At 73.1% G+C, this 18,680-nt stretch carries 16 protein-coding genes; 8 read left to right on the top strand and 8 right to left on the bottom strand.

Going from position 1 to position 18,680, the window contains the following annotated elements:
- From ACSMTC_RS22250 to ACSMTC_RS22235, 4 genes are all read right to left on the bottom strand, one after another.
- Nucleotides 1-204 carry an aroma-sacti cluster domain-containing protein gene (locus ACSMTC_RS22250; RefSeq protein ID WP_436561469.1) on the bottom strand — a complete coding sequence of 68 codons (204 nt, stop codon included), beginning with the start codon at nucleotides 202-204 and terminating at the stop codon, nucleotides 1-3.
- A complete protein-coding gene (locus ACSMTC_RS22245; RefSeq protein ID WP_436561468.1) occupies nucleotides 201-923 on the bottom strand; it encodes an iron-containing redox enzyme family protein in 723 nt (240 codons plus the stop codon). The genes ACSMTC_RS22250 and ACSMTC_RS22245 overlap by 4 nt, the downstream gene beginning before the upstream one ends.
- On the bottom strand, nucleotides 920-2,020 hold the full coding sequence (locus ACSMTC_RS22240; RefSeq protein WP_436561467.1) for a radical SAM protein: 1,101 nt from the start codon (nucleotides 2,018-2,020) through the stop codon (nucleotides 920-922). The genes ACSMTC_RS22245 and ACSMTC_RS22240 overlap by 4 nt, the downstream gene beginning before the upstream one ends.
- A 418-nt stretch (nucleotides 2,021-2,438) precedes the next feature.
- A complete protein-coding gene (locus ACSMTC_RS22235) occupies nucleotides 2,439-3,536 on the bottom strand; it encodes an IS701 family transposase (RefSeq protein ID WP_436564625.1) in 1,098 nt (365 codons plus the stop codon).
- A 203-nt stretch (nucleotides 3,537-3,739) separates the two neighbouring features.
- Between ACSMTC_RS22235 and ACSMTC_RS22230 the strand changes: the two genes are divergently transcribed.
- The 7 genes from ACSMTC_RS22230 (at nucleotide 3,740) to ACSMTC_RS22200 (ending at nucleotide 12,180) form a co-directional block, all read left to right on the top strand.
- A complete protein-coding gene (locus ACSMTC_RS22230; protein ID WP_436561466.1) occupies nucleotides 3,740-4,204 on the top strand; it encodes a hypothetical protein in 465 nt (154 codons plus the stop codon).
- Nucleotides 4,205-4,286: 82 nt separating this feature from the next.
- Nucleotides 4,287-5,477: a radical SAM protein gene (locus tag ACSMTC_RS22225; RefSeq protein ID WP_436561465.1), complete on the top strand. Its 1,191-nt coding sequence runs from the start codon at nucleotides 4,287-4,289 to the stop codon at nucleotides 5,475-5,477.
- A gap of 25 nt (nucleotides 5,478-5,502) precedes the next feature.
- Nucleotides 5,503-6,888 carry an MFS transporter gene (locus tag ACSMTC_RS22220; protein ID WP_436561464.1) on the top strand — a complete coding sequence of 462 codons (1,386 nt, stop codon included), beginning with the start codon at nucleotides 5,503-5,505 and terminating at the stop codon, nucleotides 6,886-6,888.
- Complete coding sequence (locus tag ACSMTC_RS22215; protein ID WP_436561463.1) at nucleotides 6,872-8,947, top strand: prolyl oligopeptidase family serine peptidase; 2,076 nt, start codon at nucleotides 6,872-6,874, stop codon at nucleotides 8,945-8,947. Before ACSMTC_RS22220 ends, ACSMTC_RS22215 begins: the two co-directional genes overlap by 17 nt.
- Nucleotides 8,948-9,120: 173 nt before the next feature.
- On the top strand, nucleotides 9,121-9,411 hold the full coding sequence (locus ACSMTC_RS22210; protein WP_436561462.1) for a hypothetical protein: 291 nt from the start codon (nucleotides 9,121-9,123) through the stop codon (nucleotides 9,409-9,411).
- A 243-nt stretch (nucleotides 9,412-9,654) separates the two neighbouring features.
- Nucleotides 9,655-11,523: an AfsR/SARP family transcriptional regulator gene (locus tag ACSMTC_RS22205; protein WP_436561461.1), complete on the top strand. Its 1,869-nt coding sequence runs from the start codon at nucleotides 9,655-9,657 to the stop codon at nucleotides 11,521-11,523.
- Between the two features lie 87 nt (nucleotides 11,524-11,610).
- A complete protein-coding gene (locus tag ACSMTC_RS22200; RefSeq protein ID WP_436561460.1) occupies nucleotides 11,611-12,180 on the top strand; it encodes a Uma2 family endonuclease in 570 nt (189 codons plus the stop codon).
- Between the two features lie 31 nt (nucleotides 12,181-12,211).
- Here ACSMTC_RS22200 and ACSMTC_RS22195 read toward each other — a convergent pair whose 3' ends face one another.
- Nucleotides 12,212-13,504 (bottom strand): histidine kinase, encoded by a 1,293-nt coding sequence (locus ACSMTC_RS22195; RefSeq protein ID WP_436561459.1) that lies wholly within the window; start codon nucleotides 13,502-13,504, stop codon nucleotides 12,212-12,214.
- 334 nt (nucleotides 13,505-13,838) lie between these two features.
- Between ACSMTC_RS22195 and ppc the strand changes: the two genes are divergently transcribed.
- Nucleotides 13,839-16,706 carry a phosphoenolpyruvate carboxylase gene (ppc, locus tag ACSMTC_RS22190; RefSeq protein ID WP_436561458.1) on the top strand — a complete coding sequence of 956 codons (2,868 nt, stop codon included), beginning with the start codon at nucleotides 13,839-13,841 and terminating at the stop codon, nucleotides 16,704-16,706.
- A gap of 140 nt (nucleotides 16,707-16,846) precedes the next feature.
- On the opposite strand, the gene ACSMTC_RS22185 is transcribed toward ppc, so the two are convergent.
- The 3 genes from ACSMTC_RS22185 to ACSMTC_RS22175 form a co-directional block, all read right to left on the bottom strand.
- Nucleotides 16,847-17,077 (bottom strand): hypothetical protein, encoded by a 231-nt coding sequence (locus tag ACSMTC_RS22185; RefSeq protein WP_436561457.1) that lies wholly within the window; start codon nucleotides 17,075-17,077, stop codon nucleotides 16,847-16,849.
- A gap of 245 nt (nucleotides 17,078-17,322) precedes the next feature.
- Complete coding sequence (pth, locus tag ACSMTC_RS22180; RefSeq protein WP_436561456.1) at nucleotides 17,323-17,904, bottom strand: aminoacyl-tRNA hydrolase; 582 nt, start codon at nucleotides 17,902-17,904, stop codon at nucleotides 17,323-17,325.
- Nucleotides 17,905-18,002: 98 nt separating this feature from the next.
- Nucleotides 18,003-18,587 (bottom strand): 50S ribosomal protein L25/general stress protein Ctc, encoded by a 585-nt coding sequence (locus ACSMTC_RS22175; RefSeq protein WP_436561455.1) that lies wholly within the window; start codon nucleotides 18,585-18,587, stop codon nucleotides 18,003-18,005.
- Between the last annotated feature and the right edge of the window lie 93 nt (nucleotides 18,588-18,680).

The following is an 18,680-nucleotide window of genomic DNA, read 5'->3' as shown; positions in this document are numbered from 1 at the left end:
TCAGAACAGGGCGCCGCCGGCGACCGCGCCGTGCGCCTGGACGTCGGGGGCGACCTCGTCCAGCCGGGCCTTGAGGTCGACCAGCAGGGTGAGCTCCTCCTGGCTGAGCGAGCCGAAGACCGCCAACTGCTCGTCGGTCAGCGCGTCCACCGGGAAGCCGGCGGCGGCCAGGGCGGCGATGCCGTCCCACTCGGGGGTGCTCATCGGTCGTGGTTCCTCTCGTCTGGGACGGTGGCGGGTACCGGCAGCGGAAGCCGGGGGCGGGCGAGGCCGAGGAACAGGTCGGTGGCGGCCGCGACGGTGTGCAGCGCGCTGACCGCCACGGCGGTCTCCTGGGCCCGGTCGAGCGGCAGCCGGTCGAGCAGCAGCTCCAGGTCCGCGCCGTGGCCGCGGTCCAGCTCCGCATGGTGGTGCACGGTCTGGAAGGCCGCGTCGGGCAGCCCGGTCTCGGTGGCGAGCCGGCGTGCCAGCCAGGGTGCGGGGGCGTTGCGCTCCAGCACCGTGACGTAGCCGAGCAGCGCGACCGGGTGATGGTGCTCGATCCAGTAGTACTGCGGGCCGACCAGCCGCGCCACCACCGGCGGCGGCTGCCGGTCGGTCCCCGGCGGCTGCTCTCCGGCCGCGGCCAGGTCGGCCAGCAGCCAGTCGTCGTGGCCGGACTCCTCCTCGATGTGCCGCTCCAGGTAGTGGCGCAGCGGCACCGCCACCGGATCGGCCGGGCCGCGTTCGGCGCACCGCCGGGCGGCCAGCTCCATCAGCGGGACGGAGGCCCGGATGACCTCGTGCATGGTGCTGAGGTAGCGGCCGTACCGTTCGGCGAGCCCCTCGGGGCGCCACAGCGCGGCCAGTGCGGTGTGCAACGGCGGTGCCGCGAGGGCGAGTTTGAGGTTGAGCGCGGCGCTGCGCGACAGTGCGGCGCTCATGCCGGCGCCTGTTCGGGTACGGCCGGGTCCTCGGCACGGCCCGGTGCCACCAGGGCGGCGTACCGGGCGCTGCCGAAGCGGCGGACCAACTCGGTCGGGCCGGCGGCGCGTTGGATGCGGGCCGAGGCGAGGTCGATCAGCTCGCCGACCGGGCCCGAGCCCTCCCGGGTCGCGCCGTCGATCACCTCGGGGTGGTCGGGCAGCAGCCGGCAGCCCGCGCAGTAGCCGGTGCAGGCGGCCGGGGTGCCGTAGCGGTGGTAGAGGTGGGCCGGGCCGAGTGCCCGCAGCATCCGCAACACCGGCCGGGAGAGCGCCCGTTGACGGATCCGCGACCAGTCGTCCGTGGCGGTGTGGCCGAGGAGCAGGTGCGGCGGGACCGGTCGGCGGTCCACCGTCTCCTGACTGCAGCAGGCCAGCACCGTGCCGTCGTGCGCGACCACCGGCCAGGCGGCCATCGCGCAGGGCAGCGGCCGTCCGGCCGGGCCGGGGGCGGTGGCCGCCCCGGTGGCCCAGCCGGCCGCCCGGCCCACCGCGCGCACCTCGTTGACCAGCATCGGCACGGCGTCGCCGAAGGTGCGGCGGACGTCGGCCGTCAGCTCGGCCAGGTACGGGTCGTCCGGTCCGACGCCGGTGAGGTGCAGGCTGACCGGCACGCCGGCGTCGAGCACGGTCCGCAGGGTCCGGAAGACGTCGGCGCGCGCCACCTCCCGTTCGTGGAAGGCGTCGAGGCTGGCCGAGAAGTGGTCGAGCGCGGTGAGTACGGCCCGAATCCGCTCCGGCGGCCGCGCCGCGCGGGCGAAGAACATGCCGCTCAGCAGCGCGGTCCGGGTGCCGGCGGCGCGGGCGGCGGCGATCAGCTCGCCGGCCAGCTCCGGGCGCAGCAGCGGCTCGCCGCCGGTCAGCAGCATCAGCTCCGGACGGTCCGCGGTGGTGAAGGAGCGGACGAAGCGGAGCAGGTCGGCCGCGTCGGCGTCGACGCCGAGCATCGACGACGAGGTCGAGCAGTGGGCGCAGGCGAGCGGACAGCGCTGGGTGAGCATGACCAGCAGCCCGGCACAGGGCTCCGGACGGAGCCCGATCAACTCGGCCAACTCCATGGCCACCCCTCCTGTTCGCCCCTCGACGCGTTCGCCCCTCACCCTGCGCGGGGCCGGTTGGGAACGGGTTCAGCACGCCGCCGAATCCGGTATATCCGCAGCTCGAAGTGGGTCCGGCGGGAGGGATCCGGGGGCTGTGGCGGGGGCCTGGCGGCCGGTGCGGGGCCGCTGAGCTGGGGCTCGGCGGAGGCTGTACCGGCGCTGAACCGATCCCGTGCCGGGCGTTCCTAGTACTGCAATCACAGTTATGGGATGTGGCCTCGGCGTTTGTAGTGGCTGAGGCGGGCTCGGGTCTGGCTGAGACGTCGCCACCATGACCAGCGCAGATGATGCGCCGGAGTGAGGTGGTGGGGGTGGAGGATCAGGCCGATGAGGCGGCGAATCTCCGCGACAGACAGGGGTATGAGGTCGCTTTGTCCTAATCGGCAGCCCCTTTTTCCAGCTCGTGGGCGCGGATCGCGGTCAGCGCGGCGAGGGCGGCCATGGACAGGGTGATGTGCCGGTACCAGGCGTCGTAGCGGCGGACCTGGTAGTGGTCCAGGCCACACTCGTTCTTCGCGACCTGGAACGACTCCTCTATTGCCCACCTCGCCGCGGCGACCTTGACCAGGTCTTTCAACCGGGTGGCCACAGGCCCGTAGCACACGTAGTGGGCGATCTCGGTCGGGTCGCTGACCGAGCGGCGGGCCAGCACCCAGTGCCCGACGCCGTCCTCCCACACCGGGCGGATCGCCACCCTGGCCCAGTCGTAGACCCGCTCGCCATGGGAGCCCTTACCACCGGACAGGCGCTTCCAGGCCTGCCGCGGCAGCGCGGCGACCAACTCGTCGACCCGGACCTCACGCCACCGCGTCGTGATCACGGTGTCGTTGACCCTGGTGGCCAGCACATACCCGATGCCGCGCTGCTCCAGCCAGACCCGCAGGTGCTTGACCTGCCCGTAGGCCTCGTCCGCGGTCACCCACGCGAACGGCACCCCGGCGTCGATCGCGCGCTGCAGCATCCAGCGGAAGTGCTCGTTCTTCGTCGCGAACGGCACCTCATCGGGCACGCCGGCCGCCCGGCAGCGCTCGCGGTCGTCCGTCCACGAGGCCGGCAGGTACAGCTCCCGGTCGATCAGCGCGCGGCCCTTCGCCGAGGCGTAGGCCAGGAACGTGCCGATCTGGGAGTTCTCCGTCCGTCCCGCCGTCCCCGTGTACTGGCGCTGGACCCCGGCCGACCGCGTGCCCTTCTTCAGGAAGCCGGTGTCGTCGCCGATAAGGATCCCGTCCTTGGCACCGATGGTCTCCACGACGAAGTCCCGCACGTCGTCACGGACATCGTCCGCGTCCCAGTCCGCCTCGCCGAGCAGGCGTTGCATCCCGATCGGATGTCCCTCGCCCGCGCGCTCCGCGAGGGTCCACCCGTTCTTCCTCTCCAGCGGAGCGATCAGCCCTGCCATATACGTCAGGGCACGCGCACGCGGCTCCGACCTGGAAAAACGCGCAGCGAACCGCGCGTGCAGCCCGGACAGCATCTCCTGCCAGGCCTCAACCTGCCCCACCCCGAGATCCACAGACACGGCGAAACACAACCACAGCCACCGGCAGAACTCACAACCGCCCCACCCGTAACTGTGATTGCAGTACTAGCTTGCTCGGTGTCGGCGGGAACGGCCGCCGGCTCGTCCCAGCACGCGGGGTGGGCATCCCGTGTGCCGAGTTGTGATCGGAGAGTGCGATGGCTGAGAACAAGCCCGAGGTCGTGGCCGGCAGCGAGGGCTACAGCGGCTGGTGCGGCATCTACGCGGGTCCGCAGAACACCGAGGAGGCGGAGGTCGTCGCCCACAGCGCGGGCGCCAGCAGCTGGTGTGCCATCTACGCGACTCCGCAGAACGCCGAGGAGGCGGAGGTCGTGGCGCACAGCGAGGGCTACAGCGGCTGGTGCGGCGTCTACGCGGGCCCGAAGAACTCCGAGGAGGCGGAGGTCGTGGCGCACAGCGAGGGCTACAGCGGCTGGTGCGGCGTCTACGCGGGTCCGCAGAACACCGAGGAGCCGGAGGTCGTCGCCCACAGCGGTGAGGCCAACCCGGGCTGCGTCGTCTTCATCGAGCGGCCCTCGGTGGCGGACGGCCCGGAGGTCGTGGCGCACAACGAGGGTGAGGACACCCCGTCGTGGTGCGGCGTCTTCCTCCAGACCCCCTGATCCGGATCCGTACGGGGCCTGCCGCCCAGGCGGCAGGCCCCGGCCCCATCTCCCCGCAGTCCACCCCTTTTTGGAGGCAGTTGTGTCCGCAACACGACCCGCGACCGCGGGTGACGGGAGCCGTCTGATCAAGGCGGAGAACGGTTGGTGGTTCCTCGGCGCCGGCGGCGTCGCGCGCGTGCGGCCGACCCAGGTCGGTCCGGACGGCACGCTGCTGCCCGACGCCGAGCACTACCTGCGGGAGGCCGGGCTCTACCGGGCGAAGCCGATCCGCTCGTACTCGCTGACCGTACTGACCAGCACCTCCTGCAACCTGGGCTGCGGCTACTGCTTCCAGAACACCGGGCAGGACCCGTCCGGCGGCAGCCGCCCGCCCCGGATCAAGCACTCCCGGCTCGACTCGGACATGATCACCCGGGTGCTGGACTTCACCCGCGCGCGGATGGCGGAGGCCGGTCTGGACCGGCTGGCGCTGATGCTGTTCGGCGGCGAGCCGCTGCTCAATCTGCGCGGCGCGCGTGAACTGCTCCTTCGGGCGGCCGAGTTGGGCGAGCTGGAGGCGGGCATGGTGTCCAACGGCACGCTGCTCACCCCGCTGGTCGCCCGGGAGCTGTACGCGGCCGGACTGCGCACCGTGCAGATCACCTTCGACGGCGACCGGGGGGAGCACGACGAGATCCGGGTCAAGCGCTCCGGCGGCGGCACCTTCGACCTGATCGTCCGAAACCTGGCCAAGGCGATGGCCGCGACCGACCTGCGCTGGCACCTGCGGATCAACGTCTCGCACTACAACCGGCACGGCATGGCGAACCTGGTCGAGCGCCTCGCCACCGAGCTCGACCCGACCCGGGCCAGCCTTCAGTTCTCCCTGGTCGGCGACGTGGGCGTGGGCTACGGCAACGAACTGGACTACGGCACCCCGCTGGCGGGCGAGTTCACCCGCTGGCACGCCCGGGCGATGGAGCTCGGCTTCGCCATCACGCCGCCCAAGGCGGACACCGGCTGCCAGGCGTGCTCCTTCCGGGACGGCAAGTACGGCGCGGTGGTCAACGCCGACGGTGTGCTGTCGAGTTGCTGGGAGACGGCCGGGCGTCCCGGCTGGGAGGTCGGCACCATCGACGACGGCTACCTGTCGGCGACGGCGACCGAGGGCCGCTGGATCGCCTGCGACGACGAGTACCGCCTGGGCGACCACGCCGAGGCGCTGGCCGCGTTCCAGGACGAGGTGGACAGCGCCCTGCTCGCGCTCATGTACCCGGCCGCCCGGCGCTGAGCCGCGCCCGTCTCGGAGGTGGACCATGGCTGACCCCGGGGTGCTCCGCGCCAACCGCGACTTCCGCCGGCTGTGGATCGGCTCGGCGGTCTCGACCCTGGGCTCCCAGATGTCGCTGATCGCCTTTCCGCTGCTGGTGCTCTCGCTCGGCGGCGGCGCCACCCAGGCCGGACTGCTGGGCTCCTGCTCGCTGGTCACCCGGATGGTCTGCCGGCTGCCCGCCGGGCAGCTGGCCGACCGGATGGACCGGCGCCGGCTGATGATCGGCGCCGATCTGGTCCGGCTGGTCGCGGTCGGCAGCATCCCCCTGGCGGCCGGCCTCGGCCCGCTCGGCTATCCGCAGCTGCTGGCCGTCGCGGTGGTCGAGGGCGTCGCCACCGCGGTCTTCAGCCCGGCCGGCCTGATCGCGGTCCGGGACGTGGTGCCCGACGAGCACCTCTCGGACGCGCTGGCCAAGGACCAGGCGGCGCTGGCCGCCACCGGTCTGGTGGGGCCGTTCCTGGGCGGCTGGCTGTTCGGCCTCGACCGGGTGCTGCCGTTCACCGCCGACGCCCTGTCGTACGCCGTCTCCGCCTGGCTGCTGCTGCGCATGGTCACCCGGCCGCGACCTGCCGCCGGGGACGGACCGGCGGACGACGGCGCGACGGCCGGGCTGCGCTGGCTGCTCGGCCAGCCGGACCTGATGCGCGCGATGGCCTTCGGCGCGCTGCTCAACCTGGTCGGCGGCGCGGCCGACGTGGCCATGGTGGTCACCCTGCGGGACACCGGGACCGGTGGCACCACGATCGGTGTGGTGATGGCCTGCGCCGGGGTCGGCGCGGTGCTCGGCTCGCTGGCCGCGCCGCGGGTGATGAAGCTGCTGCCGCCCAGCCGGCTCTTCCTGCTGATCGGCACGGTGTGGTCGGGCGGACTCGCGGTCGTCGCCCTCACCCAACAGCCGTGGCTGGTCGGCCCGTTGCTGGTACTGCTGATCCTGCTCACCCCGCCGGCCGGGATCGTGGTCGGTCAGGCACTGATCAGCCGCTCCCCACGCGAGCTGCTCGGCCGGGTGAGCACCGCCGCCAACCTGCTGATCGCCGGTCTGGCCGCGCTCGGCCCGATGCTGGCCGGCACGCTGCTCGACGGCCTCGGCATCCCGGGCAGCTGGCTGCTGCTGGCGGCCCTGGTCGCCGCCACCACCCTGCTCTCGGCGGTACCGCTGCTGCGCGGGGACGAGCTGGCCGTCTCAGGACCGCCGGCGCCGACCGGTCCCGAAGCGGCCCGTCCCGAGGCCGCCCGTCCCGAAGCCGCCCGTCCCGAAGCCGCCCGTCCCGAAGCCGCCCGTCCCGAAGCCGCCGGTCCCGGAGCGCCACCGGCCGCTGCGGCCACCGCCCAGCATCCCGCCGAGGAGTTCCATGACACCCTCCCCTGACCTCCCGTTCCCCGACTACCCGCCGGCTCCCCGCATCGAGCTGGTCGAGGAACTGCACGGGCACCGGGTCGCCGACCCCTACCGGGTCCTGGAGGACCCGGCCGATCCGCGTACCGCCGCCTGGTCCGCCGCCCAGGACGCGCTGTTCGTCCGGGCGAGGGCCGACTGGCCGGCCCTGGCCCGGGTCCGGGCGAGGGTCACGGAGCTGCTCGACACCGGTTCGGTCTCCGCACCGCTGGTGCGCGGCTCCCGGTGGTTCGCCACCCGCCGTGCGCCGGGACAGGACCAGCCCGTCCTGGTCGTCACCGAGAACGGCGCCGAGCGCGTACTGCTCGACCCGCTGGCCCTCGACCCGAGCGGCCGTACCGTGCTGGACGAGTGGACGCCCAGCTGGGAGGGGGAGCTGGTGGCCGTCCAGACCTCGGTCGGCGGCACCGAGGACTCCGTCCTGCGGGTCCTGGACGTCACCACCGAAGCGGTGCTCGACGGCCCGATCGACCGGCTGCGCCGCGCCACCGTCGCCTGGCTGCCGGGCGGCCGGGCCTTCTACTACGTCCGACGGCTGCCGCCCGAGCTGCACCCGGGCGAGGAGCACTACCACCGCCGGGTCTGGCTGCACGTCCTCGGTACCGATCCGGCCGAGGACGTGCTGGTGTTCGGCGAAGGCAGGCCGGCCGACCAGTACTACGCGGTCGCCACCACACCGGACGGGCGGCTGCTCACCGTCACCGCCACCGTCGGCGCCTCGCCGCGCACCGACGTCTGGCTGGCCGAGCTCACCGGAGCCGATCCGGCCAGGCCGCCGCTGCGACCGGTCCAGCAGGACGTGGACGCGCAGACCGTGGCGCATCCCCACGCCGGCGCGCTCTACCTGCGCACCCGGCGCGACGCCCCGCGCGGCCGGGTCGAGCTGGTGACCGGGGACGGCGGGCGCCGGGTGGTGATCCCGGAGGACCCCGAGGCGGTGCTGACCGGCTTCGCCGTCCTGGACGGACCCGAACTGCCCCGCCCGCTCGCCCTGGTGACCCGGACCAGGCACGCACTGTCCGAGGTCACGGTGCACGACCTGGCCGACGGCGAGCGGCTCGGCGGGCTCGCGCTGCCGGGAAGCGGCACCGTCGGCGCGCTGCGCACCGCGGCGGCCCCCGGCCATCTGGCCTGGTTCGGCTACGCCGACCACGCCACCCCGCCGCACGTCCTGCGCTACGACGCGCGCACCGGGCGCGTCGATCCCTGGGCCGCCCCCGGCCGCGCGCCGGCCGCCCCGGTGCGGACCCGCCAGGTGGTCTACCGCTCGCACGACGGCACGCCGGTGCGGATGTTCGTGATCGCGCCGGAGGGCGAGCCGGACGTGCCCAGGCCGACCGTGCTCAGCGGATACGGCGGCTTCGGCGTCCCGGCCCTGCCCGGGTACGCGGCCCAGGCGCTGGCCTGGGCCGAGGCCGGTGGGGTGTACGCCTTTCCGTGCCTGCGCGGCGGCGGGGAGGAGGGCGAGCGGTGGCACCGGGCCGGCCGGCGCGAGCACAAGCAGAACACCTTCGACGACCTGGACGCGGCCGCCGACTGGCTGGTCGCCGAGGGCTGGGCCGACCCCGGGCGGCTCGGCCTGGTCGGCAGCTCCAACGGCGGGCTGACCGCGGCCGCCGCGCTCACCCAGCAGCCCGAGAAGTACGCGGCGGTGGTCTGCGTCGCGCCGCTGCTCGACATGGTCCGCTACGAGCGCTCCGGCATGGGCCCCAGCTGGCGCGACGAGTACGGGAGCGCGGACGATCCGGCCGAACTGGCGGTGCTGCTCGGCTACTCGCCCTATCACCGGGTGCGCCAGGGCGTGCGCTACCCGGCGGTGCTGCTCGCGGTCGCCGACGGGGACACCCGGGTCGACCCGCTGCACGCGCGCAAGATGTGCGCCGCGCTCCAGCACGCCACCACCGGCCCCGGGCCGGTGCTGCTGCGCCGGGAGTCGGACGTCGGCCATGCCGAACGGGGCGTCGGCGCGCTGTCGGGGCTGGTCACGGACGTACTGGCGTTTCTCTTCGACCGCCTCTTCCCCGCTCGGTGAACAGGAGTCAATTCGTATAGGTATTCGTCCGATTTGCGTCGCGGGTGAGTTGCTGCATGCAGCATGCTGCACGACGCGCCCCCTTTGCCAGGTCGCACCGGAACGGCAGTCTGAGGAGCAAGGAATCCACCAAATCTGGTCGATTCATCAGAAAAGCTCCCATGGGGGACCACATGAACCATCCGCGTCTTCTGCTGGCCGTGCTGGGTGCGGCGGGCCTGTCCGTCGCAGCCGCTCCCGTCGCGTCGGCCCAGACCGCCCAGAACGCCCCGGCCACCCAGACCGCCCCGGCCACCCAGACCGCCCCGGCCACCCCGGCCGGCCTCGCCGCCGCCACGACCGAGGGCCCCGCCGTGGACCGTGGCACCGCGACCGCCGTTCACGTCGACCCGGCCGACTTCAGCCTGGCGGGCCACCACTTCGTCATCCCGATCGTCACCGACGACACCGGCTGGGGCCACTGAGCCCACGACCGCGCACCCGGGGTGGAGCTCCGGTCGGAGTCCGGCGCCGTTCGTCCCCGGCCTGTTCGGGGGCGCGTCGGGGGCCCTGCTGGTGCGGGGCGCTGACTCCGCCCCGGGACGGCCGCCCCCGGGTGCACCCGCGGCCGGCCAGGGAGGCACCGGCCGAACGGGTCCGGCTCCCCTCCGCGGGCCGGCCCCGAGGTACCGCGCCATCCAGCGTTCTCGTCACCGGGGGTCGACGCCATGCTGCACCATCTCGCGACACCGCGCTCCCAACCGTCCGCCGTCACGAACCGGGACTCGGCCACGGTCCGGTTCCGGGTCCTGGGCGAACTGGCGGTGGAGATCGACGACAGACCCGTTCCGCTGGGCCCCATCAAGCGGCGGCTGCTGCTCGGCACCCTGCTCTGCCGGGCCAACACCACGGTCTCCACCGACGTGCTGACCGAGGCGCTGTGGAGCGACGAGCCGCCGCGTTCGGCCCGCAAGAACCTCCAGGCGTACGTCTCGGCGCTGCGCAAGCTGCTCGGACCGGCGGGCGGTCCTGACCGGCTGGTGCACAAGCCGGCCGGCTACCTGCTGCGGGTCGACCCGGCCGAGCTCGACCTGCTCCGCTTCGAGGAGCTGGCCAGGGCGGGCCGGCAGGCCGGTCGGCTCGGCGGCGGCGCGCACGCCGCCCGGCTGCTCCGCGAGGCCCTCGACCTGGGCAACGGCCCGCTCCTCGACGACCTCGTGCACGGCGACGTGATCGGAGGGGAGGCGGTCCGCTACGCCAACCGCCGGCTCGCCGTCCACGAGGACTGGGCGGAGGCCGAGTTGGCCGCCGGCCGGCCCGCCCTGGTGGCCGAGCAGCTGGCCGAGCTGGTGGCCGAGTACCCGATGCGCGAGCGGCTCTGCGCGGCCCAGATGACCGCGCTCTACCGGGCCGGACGGCAGAGCGAGGCGCTGGCCGTCTACGACAACCTGCGCCAGCTGCTGGCCGGCCAGCTCGGCCTGCGGGCCAGCCCGGCGCTGGAGGCGCACTACCGGGCCATCCTGAACGGGCGCGACGGAGGCGACGGGAAGCATCCGCCCGCCGCCGCGACCCGCCGCTCACCGGCCGCACCGCACCAGGAGCGTCCGCCCGCCGTGCTCCCCGCCGACCTGCCGGACTTCACCGGCCGCACCGACCAGGTGCACGCGCTGGCCGACCTGCTCGCCGGGGAGGGGCGGCTGGTGGTGATCAGCGGTCCGGTGGGCACGGGCAAGAGCGCGCTCGCGGTGCACGTCGCGCACCGGCTGGAGCGGCAGTACCCCGACGGCCGGATCAGCGTGCGGTTGCGCCGGGATGACGGCACACCGCGGCACACCGGCTCGGTGATGGCCGAACTGGCCAGGATCACCGGCCTGGTGGAGACCGTGCGCCCGGAGGACGAGGAGGAGGTGGCGGCCGTCTGGCGGTCCTGGCTGGCGGCCCGCCGGGTGCTGGTGGTGCTCGACGACGCCCCGGACGAGTCCGCCGTCCGGCACCTGCTGCCGGGCGCCGGGCCCAGCTCGGTGATGATCACCAGCCGCAGCCGGATGGCCGGCCTCGGCCCGCACCACCTGCTCGAACTCCCCTCGTACAGCCAGGCGGAGGCGGTCGAGCTGCTCGCCCGGATCGTCGGCGAGAACCGGGTCCCGGCCGACCGGGACGCCGCCGAGCGGATCGTCGCGGCCGTCGGCCGGCTGCCGCTGGCCGTCCGGGTGAGCGGGAGCAAGCTGGCCGTGCAGCGCCAACTCCCGCTCGCCGACTACGCACGGCGCCTCGAGCAGTCCGGCTCCCTGCTCGACGAGCTGGTCGCGGGCGACCTGGCGGTCCGCACCAGGTTGGCCGAGTGGTGGGGCGGACTCCCCCAGGTGGTCAGGGGTGTGCTGCGCCGCCTGGCCGCACTGCCCTCCCCGCTGTTCAGTCTCGCCGAGGCGGTGACCGCGCTCGGCTGCGGCGAGCAGACGGCCCAACGGGTACTGGAGGGCATGATCGAGATCTCGGTGCTGAGCTGTCCGGTCGCCGAGGTCTCCGCCCACGCGGCACTCTACGAACTCCCCGCCCTGGCCCAGTCCTACATCAGGGAACAGGCCGAACTGCCGTAGCGGGCCACGGCCGGGGCAGCCCGGCCGCTGAGCCGGGATCCCGTGCCGGCCCGGGCCCACGTCCTGAGGAAGTGACAGGATGATGGCATGGCCGAGTCCCAGGTTCCCGACCGTCACGCCCAGCTGCTGGCGTACGCACGGAGTCTGACCCCTCCGTCGGGTTGGAAGATCGAGGTGTCCGGCGACGAGATCATCATGATGGCGGGGCCGTCGGTGATCCATCAGCGCAATCTGCTCATCGTCCGGGAGCAGTTCGACGCACACCGCCCCGCGGACCTGATGCCCAGCGAGAACACCGACCTGGCCTCGCCGAACGTCGGCAAGCTCCGCAATCCCGACCTGACCTACATCCCGATCGCAGTGGTCGAGCACGGCGGGAACGAGGTCCCGGCCGAACAGGCCGCGATCGCGGTCGAGATCGTCTCTCCGTCGAACCCGGAGAACGACCTGGTCGGCAAGGTCCGCGACTATCCCCTGATGCACATCCCGCTCTACCTGCTGATCGACCCCCGCGACGGTGTGGTCACGCTCTACTCCGAGCCTGCGGACGGCGTCTACCACCGCCGGTGGAACGGCAAGTTCGGCGACCGTGTGCCGATCCCGGAGCCGTTCGCGTTCGCCCTGGCCACCGGCGCCCTGATCCGCTACCCGGCCTGACGCACGGGGGGCGTCGGGCCCGGCGCCGACCTCAGGACAGCCGCTCCGCCGGGACCGCGAGCCGGGACGGCAGGACCGCCTCCACCCGGAAGCCCCCGTCCTCCTCCGGGCCGGCCGAGAAGCTGCCGCCCAGCGCCAGCACCCGCTCGCGCATCCCGACCAGGCCGTTGCCCCCGCTGGGCAGTGCCACCCGGCTACCGCCGCCGTCCGCACGGTCGTTGACCACGGCCACCCGGACCCCGTTCGGCACGTACGCCAGGAGCACCTCGACCCGCGCCCCGGCCGCGTGCTTGTGCGCGTTGGTCAGCCCCTCCTGCACCACCCGGTACGCGGTCTGCTCCGCCTCGGTGCTGAACGGCCTGCGGGTACCGCTGACCGTCAGCGTCACCGCCATCCCGGCCGCCTCGGACTGCTCGACCAGCTGCGGCAGGTCCTCCAGGCCGTCCTGGATCTCCACCGCTTCCTCGGACATCCGCAGCACGCCGAGGATCTCGCGCAGCTCGTTCAGCGCCTGGCGCCCGACCTCGCCCATCAGCCTGGCGCTCTGCGTCGCCTTCTCCGGGTCCTTGGCGGCGATACGTTCCAGCGCCGAAGCGTGCACCACCATCAGGCTGACCCGGTGCGCCACCACGTCGTGCATCTCGCGGGCGATCCGGGTGCGCTCCTCCAGCCGGGCGCGGCGGGCACGTTCCTGGGCCTGCTCGGCCAGCAGCGCCAGCTCGGTCTCCAGGCCCTGGGCGCGGTCCTTGAGCGACTCGACCAGGCGGCGGCGCGCACCCACGTACAGCCCGGTGACCACCGGCAGCACCGTCAGACCGCCCGCGACCAGCGCCGCCAGCACGACGAGCAGCCAGGTCGGCGGGAGCTGGTCGGGCGTGGCGCCCTGGGGCCGTTCCTTCCCGGGCGCCGGGTGGAACATGGAGAACAGCACCATCGCGAAGGTCTCCAGCAGCGCCACCGCGGAGAGCCCGAGCACCCGCCCCCGCCGCGAGGGCCACTCCCAGGTCCCGGTCAGCGTGTACAGCGAGACCACCAGCAGTACGACCCCGAACATCCCGGGGACGAACACCAGCGCCACCAGCACCGGCACGGCCGGCCAGCGCCGCCGCACCACCAGGCTGACCCCGGCCAGTGCTCCCAGCACCGCCGACACCGCCACCGGTCCCACGCCCCAGCCCAGCCGGTCGTGCACCGTTCCGTACGCGCCGAAGGCACACTCCAGCCCGGCCAGTGCGGCCAGACCGCTGTCCAGCAGCACGCTGCGGCGCCGACGCCACCACCACAGCGAGTGGACCGGCCTGCCCCCGTCAGGCGACTTACTCATGGGAGACAGCGTACGGGGGGCTTATTGACGTCCGCTGAACGCCCGCGTCCACCGGGTACGGCTCCCGCGACCGGCCCTGGTCCGGCGCAGCCGCCTCCCGCCGCGCGCACCCGGCCGACCGGGCGGCGCCCCGCACCCCGAGGGGTCTCCCCCTCACCGCCGGGAGGCCGTCCGCGCCCCTGAGTAACCGCCCCCGCCACCGGGAAGGTTCCGGCGGTACCCCGGGTCCAACCGCCTGTCCGGCATACGGTTATGTCACCATCGCGGCACCCGGTGCCACCTATGCTGGTCGCGTCGGACAGCGCGGTCCGCACACGTCACCTTCACAGTGGTGATGAGAGCCGTTGCCGAACCCCACCACATCAGGGAGCCAGCCGTGACCGCTCCGGTCCCCACCTCTGCGGACAACCCAAGCCAGCCGGCCGACCCGGCCGCCGACAACGCGGCCCTGCGCGCGGACATCCGCCGCCTCGGTGATCTGCTCGGCGAGACCCTGGTCCGCCAGGAGGGCCCCGAACTGCTGGGCCTGGTCGAACAGGTGCGACTGCTCAGCCGCACCAACGGCGAGGCCACCGCCGAACTGCTCTCCGGCATCGACCTGGACACGGCCGCGAAGCTGGTGCGGGCCTTCTCCACGTACTTCCACCTGGCGAACGTCACCGAACAGGTGCACCGCGGCCGCGAGTTCGCCGCCCGCCGGGCCCGCGAAGGCTCCCCGCTCGCGCTGACCGCCGACCAGCTGTCCGACGCCGACCCCAAGCACCTCTCGGACACCCTGGCCCACCTCGCCGTCCGCCCGGTCTTCACCGCGCACCCGACCGAGGCCGCCCGCCGCAGCGTGCTCAACAAGCTGCGCCGGATCGGCGAGTTGCTGGAGCACGCTTTCAGGCAAGAGCAGAGCCACCGCGAGCACGCCGCCACGGGCCTCGCCACCACCGACCCCGAGCGCCACACCTCCGCCCGCCGCTCCGCCGACCGCAGACTCGCCGAGGTCATCGACCTGCTGTGGCAGACCGACGAGCTGCGGATCGCTCGCCCCGAGCCCACCGACGAGGCCCGCAACGCCGTCTACTACCTGGACGAGCTCTACCGCGAGGCCGTCCCCGAGGTGCTGGAGGAGCTGCACGAGGAGCTGGCCCGGGTGGGCCTGAACCTCCCCGAGGGCGTCCGCCCGCTGACCTTCGGCACCTGGATCGGGGGCGACCGCGACGGCAACCCGAACGTCACCCCGAACGTCACCTGGGACGTGCTCAACCTCCAGCACGAGTACGGCATCAAGGACGCCCTGGCCACCATCGACGACCTGCGCGCCACGCTCTCCACCTCGGTCCGGCTGGCCGGCGCCTCCGACGAGCTGCTCGCCTCGCTGGACGCCGACCTCAAGCTGCTGCCCGAACTCAGCCCGCGCTACAAGCGGATGAACGCCGAGGAGCCGTACCGGCTCAAGGCCACCTGCGTCCGCCTCAAGCTGGAGAACACCCGCGACCGCCTGGTCACCGGCACCCCGCACACGGCCGGCCGCGACTACCTCGGCACCAACGAGCTGATCGCCGACCTCAAGCTGATCCAGGACTCGCTGCGCGCCCACCGCGGCGAGCTGATCGCCGACGGCCGCCTGGCCCGCGCGATCCGCACCATCGAGGCCTTCGGCCTGCAGCTCGCCACCATGGACGTGCGCGAGCACGCCGAGGCGCACCACCACGCGCTGGGCCAGCTCTTCGACCGGCTCGGCGAGGAGGCCTGGCGCTACAACGACATGCCGCGCGAGTACCGGCAGAAGCTGCTCGCCAAGGAGCTGCGCTCGCGCCGCCCGCTGGCCCCGACCCCGGCCCCGCTGGACGCCGCCGCCACCAAGACCCTGAACGTCTTCAACACCATCCGCGAGGGCTTCGAGCGCTTCGGCGACGAGATCGTCGAGAGCTACATCATCTCGATGTGCCAGGGCGCGGACGACGTCTTCGCGGCGACCGTCCTGGCCCGCGAGGCCGGACTGATCGACCTGCACGCCGGGATCGCCAGGATCGGCATCGTGCCGCTGCTGGAGACCACCGAGGAGCTCCAGCAGGCCGACCGGATCATGGAGGAGATGCTCTCCGACCCCTCCTACCGGCTGCTGGTCTCGCTGCGCGGAGACGTCCAGGAGGTCATGCTCGGCTACTCCGACTCCTCCAAGTTCGGCGGCATCACCACCTCCCAGTGGGAGATCCACCGCGCCCAGCGCCGGCTCCGCGACGTCGCCCACCGGTACGGCATCCGGCTGCGCCTGTTCCACGGCCGCGGCGGCACCGTCGGCCGCGGCGGCGGCCCCTCGCACGAGGCGATCCTCGCCCAGCCCTGGGGCACCCTGGAGGGCGAGATCAAGGTCACCGAGCAGGGCGAGGTCATCTCCGACAAGTACCTGCTGCCCTCGCTGGCCCGGGAGAACCTGGAGCTGACCCTCTCGGCCACCCTCTCCGCCTCCGCGCTGCACACCGCGCCGCGCCAGGCCCCCGAGGAACTCGCCCGCTGGGACGCGGCGATGGACCAGGTCTCCGAGGCCGCCCACACCGCCTACCGCGCCCTGGTCGAGCAGGACGACCTGCCGAAGTACTTCTTCGCGGCCACCCCGGTCGACCAGCTCGCCTCGCTGCACCTGGGCTCCCGCCCGTCCCGCCGCCCCGACTCGGGGGCGGGCCTGGACGGCCTGCGCGCCATCCCGTGGGTCTTCGGCTGGACCCAGTCCCGCCAGATCGTCCCGGGCTGGTACGGCGTGGGCTCAGGCCTGGCCGCCGCCCGCGAGGCCGGGCTCGGCGACGTGCTCGACGAGATGTACGGCCAGTGGCACTTCTTCCGGAACTTCCTGTCCAACGTCGCCATGACGCTGGCCAAGACCGACCTGCGGATCGCCCGCCACTACGTCGAGCAGCTGGTCCCGGCCGAACTGCACCACGTCTTCGACCAGATCACGGCCGAGCACGAGCTGACCCTGCGTGAGGTGCTCCGCCTCACCGGTGAGAGCGAACTCCTCGAACACAACCCGGTGTTGAAGCAGACCTTCACGGTCCGCGACGCCTACCTCGACCCGATCTCCTACCTGCAGGTCGCACTGCTGCGCCGGCAGCGCGAGGAGGTCGCCGCCGGACGGCCCGAGAACCCGCTGCGGGCCCGCGCCCTGCTGCTGACCGTCAACGGCATCGCGGCCGGGCTGCGCAACACGGGCTGACGCTCACGGCCCCTCCGGACGTTGGGAGACCACCGGGGGCGCGGGGAACTGCGCGACCAGCCCTCTACGGAGGTGCCTGGTTGTTCGCGTGGTTCCCCGCGCCCCTGGGCGCTCCCGAGAGGCCTGGCCCGTAGGGCCGTTCAGTGGATGGTGACCTGGCCGGCGCGCTTGCGCTTGACCCAGAGGGTCGCGCCGCCCGCGACCATCACCAGGCCGCCGCCGACCGCGTACAGGCCGGCCGAGCCGCCCACCTTGCCACCGCTGACCGGCGGCGTCAGCTGCGCGGCCGCCGGCTCGGGCGCGTCGCTGCTGCCCGAGGAGTCGGCGGCCTGAGCCACCGGTGCCCCCAGTGCGGTGAGGCCGACGAGCATCGCCGCTCCGCCGACCGCACGCCCCACCCGGACGCGATGTGACCGAACCATGGTCCTTACCCCCAGATTCCTGCGCTCAATCCTGCGCGTACAGGGGATGACCGTATCCGATCAGAGGTGGCGTTCCCACACCGATCACGGCCCCTCCGCGCAAGCGTTGTACGACCGTTGTGCAAGGAGGCGCGCCGGATTGACATCACGTCAGAAGATCGTCAGAGCCGCGTCAGGAGTTCACCGCGAAGCCGTCAGGAGTTGTAGGTGCCCTGGGCCCGTTCGAGCCCTTCGGAGAGCAGCGCCTCGACCGCGTCGGCGGAGCGGTCGACGAACCAGTCGAGCTCCTTGCGCTCGGCGGACGAGAAGTCCTTGAGCACGAAGTCGGCGACCTCCATCCGGCCCGGCGGGCGGCCGATGCCGCAGCGCACCCGGTGGTAGCCGGGGCCGAGCGACTTGGTGATGGACTTCAGGCCGTTGTGGCCGTTGTCGCCGCCGCCCAGCTTGAGGCGCAGGGTCGCGTAGTCGATGTCGAGCTCGTCGTGGACCGCCACGATCGCCTCGTTCGGCACCTTGTAGAAGTCGCGCAGCGCGGTGGTCGGCCCGCCGGACAGGTTCATGAAGGTCATCGGCTTGGCCAGCACCACCCGGCGCCCGCTCAGGCGGCCCTCGGCGACCTGGGCCCGGCTCTTGTGGGCCTTGAACCTCGCCCCGATCCGCTCGGCCAGCAGGTCCACCACCATGAAGCCGATGTTGTGCCGGTTCCGGGCGTAGCTCTCGCCCGGGTTGCCCAGGCCGACGATCAGCCAGGGGCCCTCGTACGCTTCGTCACTCATGAACCGCTCCTCACTTTTCCTCATCATCCCGGACATGCCGCTGCCCCGGCCCGCTCCAGCGGAGCGGACCGGGGCAGCGGTCGAATGAGCTACTGGGCTCAGGCCTCGGCGGTCTCGCCCTCGGCGGCCTCGGCGGCCTCGGGGGCCTGGGCGCCGATGACCTGCAGCACGACGGCGTCGGCCTCGACGGCCAGGGAGACGCCCTTCGGCAGGACGATGTCCTTGGCCAGGACCGAGGCGCCGGCCTCCAGGCCCTCGATCGAGACGGTGACGGCCTCGGGCAGGTGGGTGGCCTCGGCCTCGACCGGCAGAGCGTTCAGGACGTGCTCCAGCAGGTTGCCGCCGGCGGCCAGCTCGCCCTCGGTGTGGACCGGAACCTCGACGGTGACCTTCTCGCCACGCTTGACCAGCAGCAGGTCGACGTGCTCGATGGTGCGCTTGATGGCCTCACGCTGGACGGCCTTCGGCAGCACGTACTCGTCCTTGCCCTCGATCGGCACGACCAGCAGGGCGTTCGGGGTCTTCAGGGCCATCATCAGGTCGTGGCCGGGCAGGTTCAGGTGAACCGGGGCGTGGCCGTGGCCGTAGACGACACCGGGGACCAGGCCGGCGCGACGGGCGCGACGGGCGGCACCCTTGCCGAACTCGGTACGGGCTTCAGCGGCAAGGCGGATCTCGGACACGACGGCACTCCTCGTGAGAACTGGACGCGGGGTGCGGACGACAGACGAAAAACCGCCGGGGCACACCCTCAAGTACGTTGGGGGGCCACTCGG

Source organism: Kitasatospora sp. HPM-01-4 (genome assembly GCF_051374625.1).
In the GTDB taxonomy this organism is placed as follows: domain Bacteria; phylum Actinomycetota; class Actinomycetes; order Streptomycetales; family Streptomycetaceae; genus Kitasatospora.
This window is presented reverse-complemented; position numbering and strand designations above follow the sequence as displayed.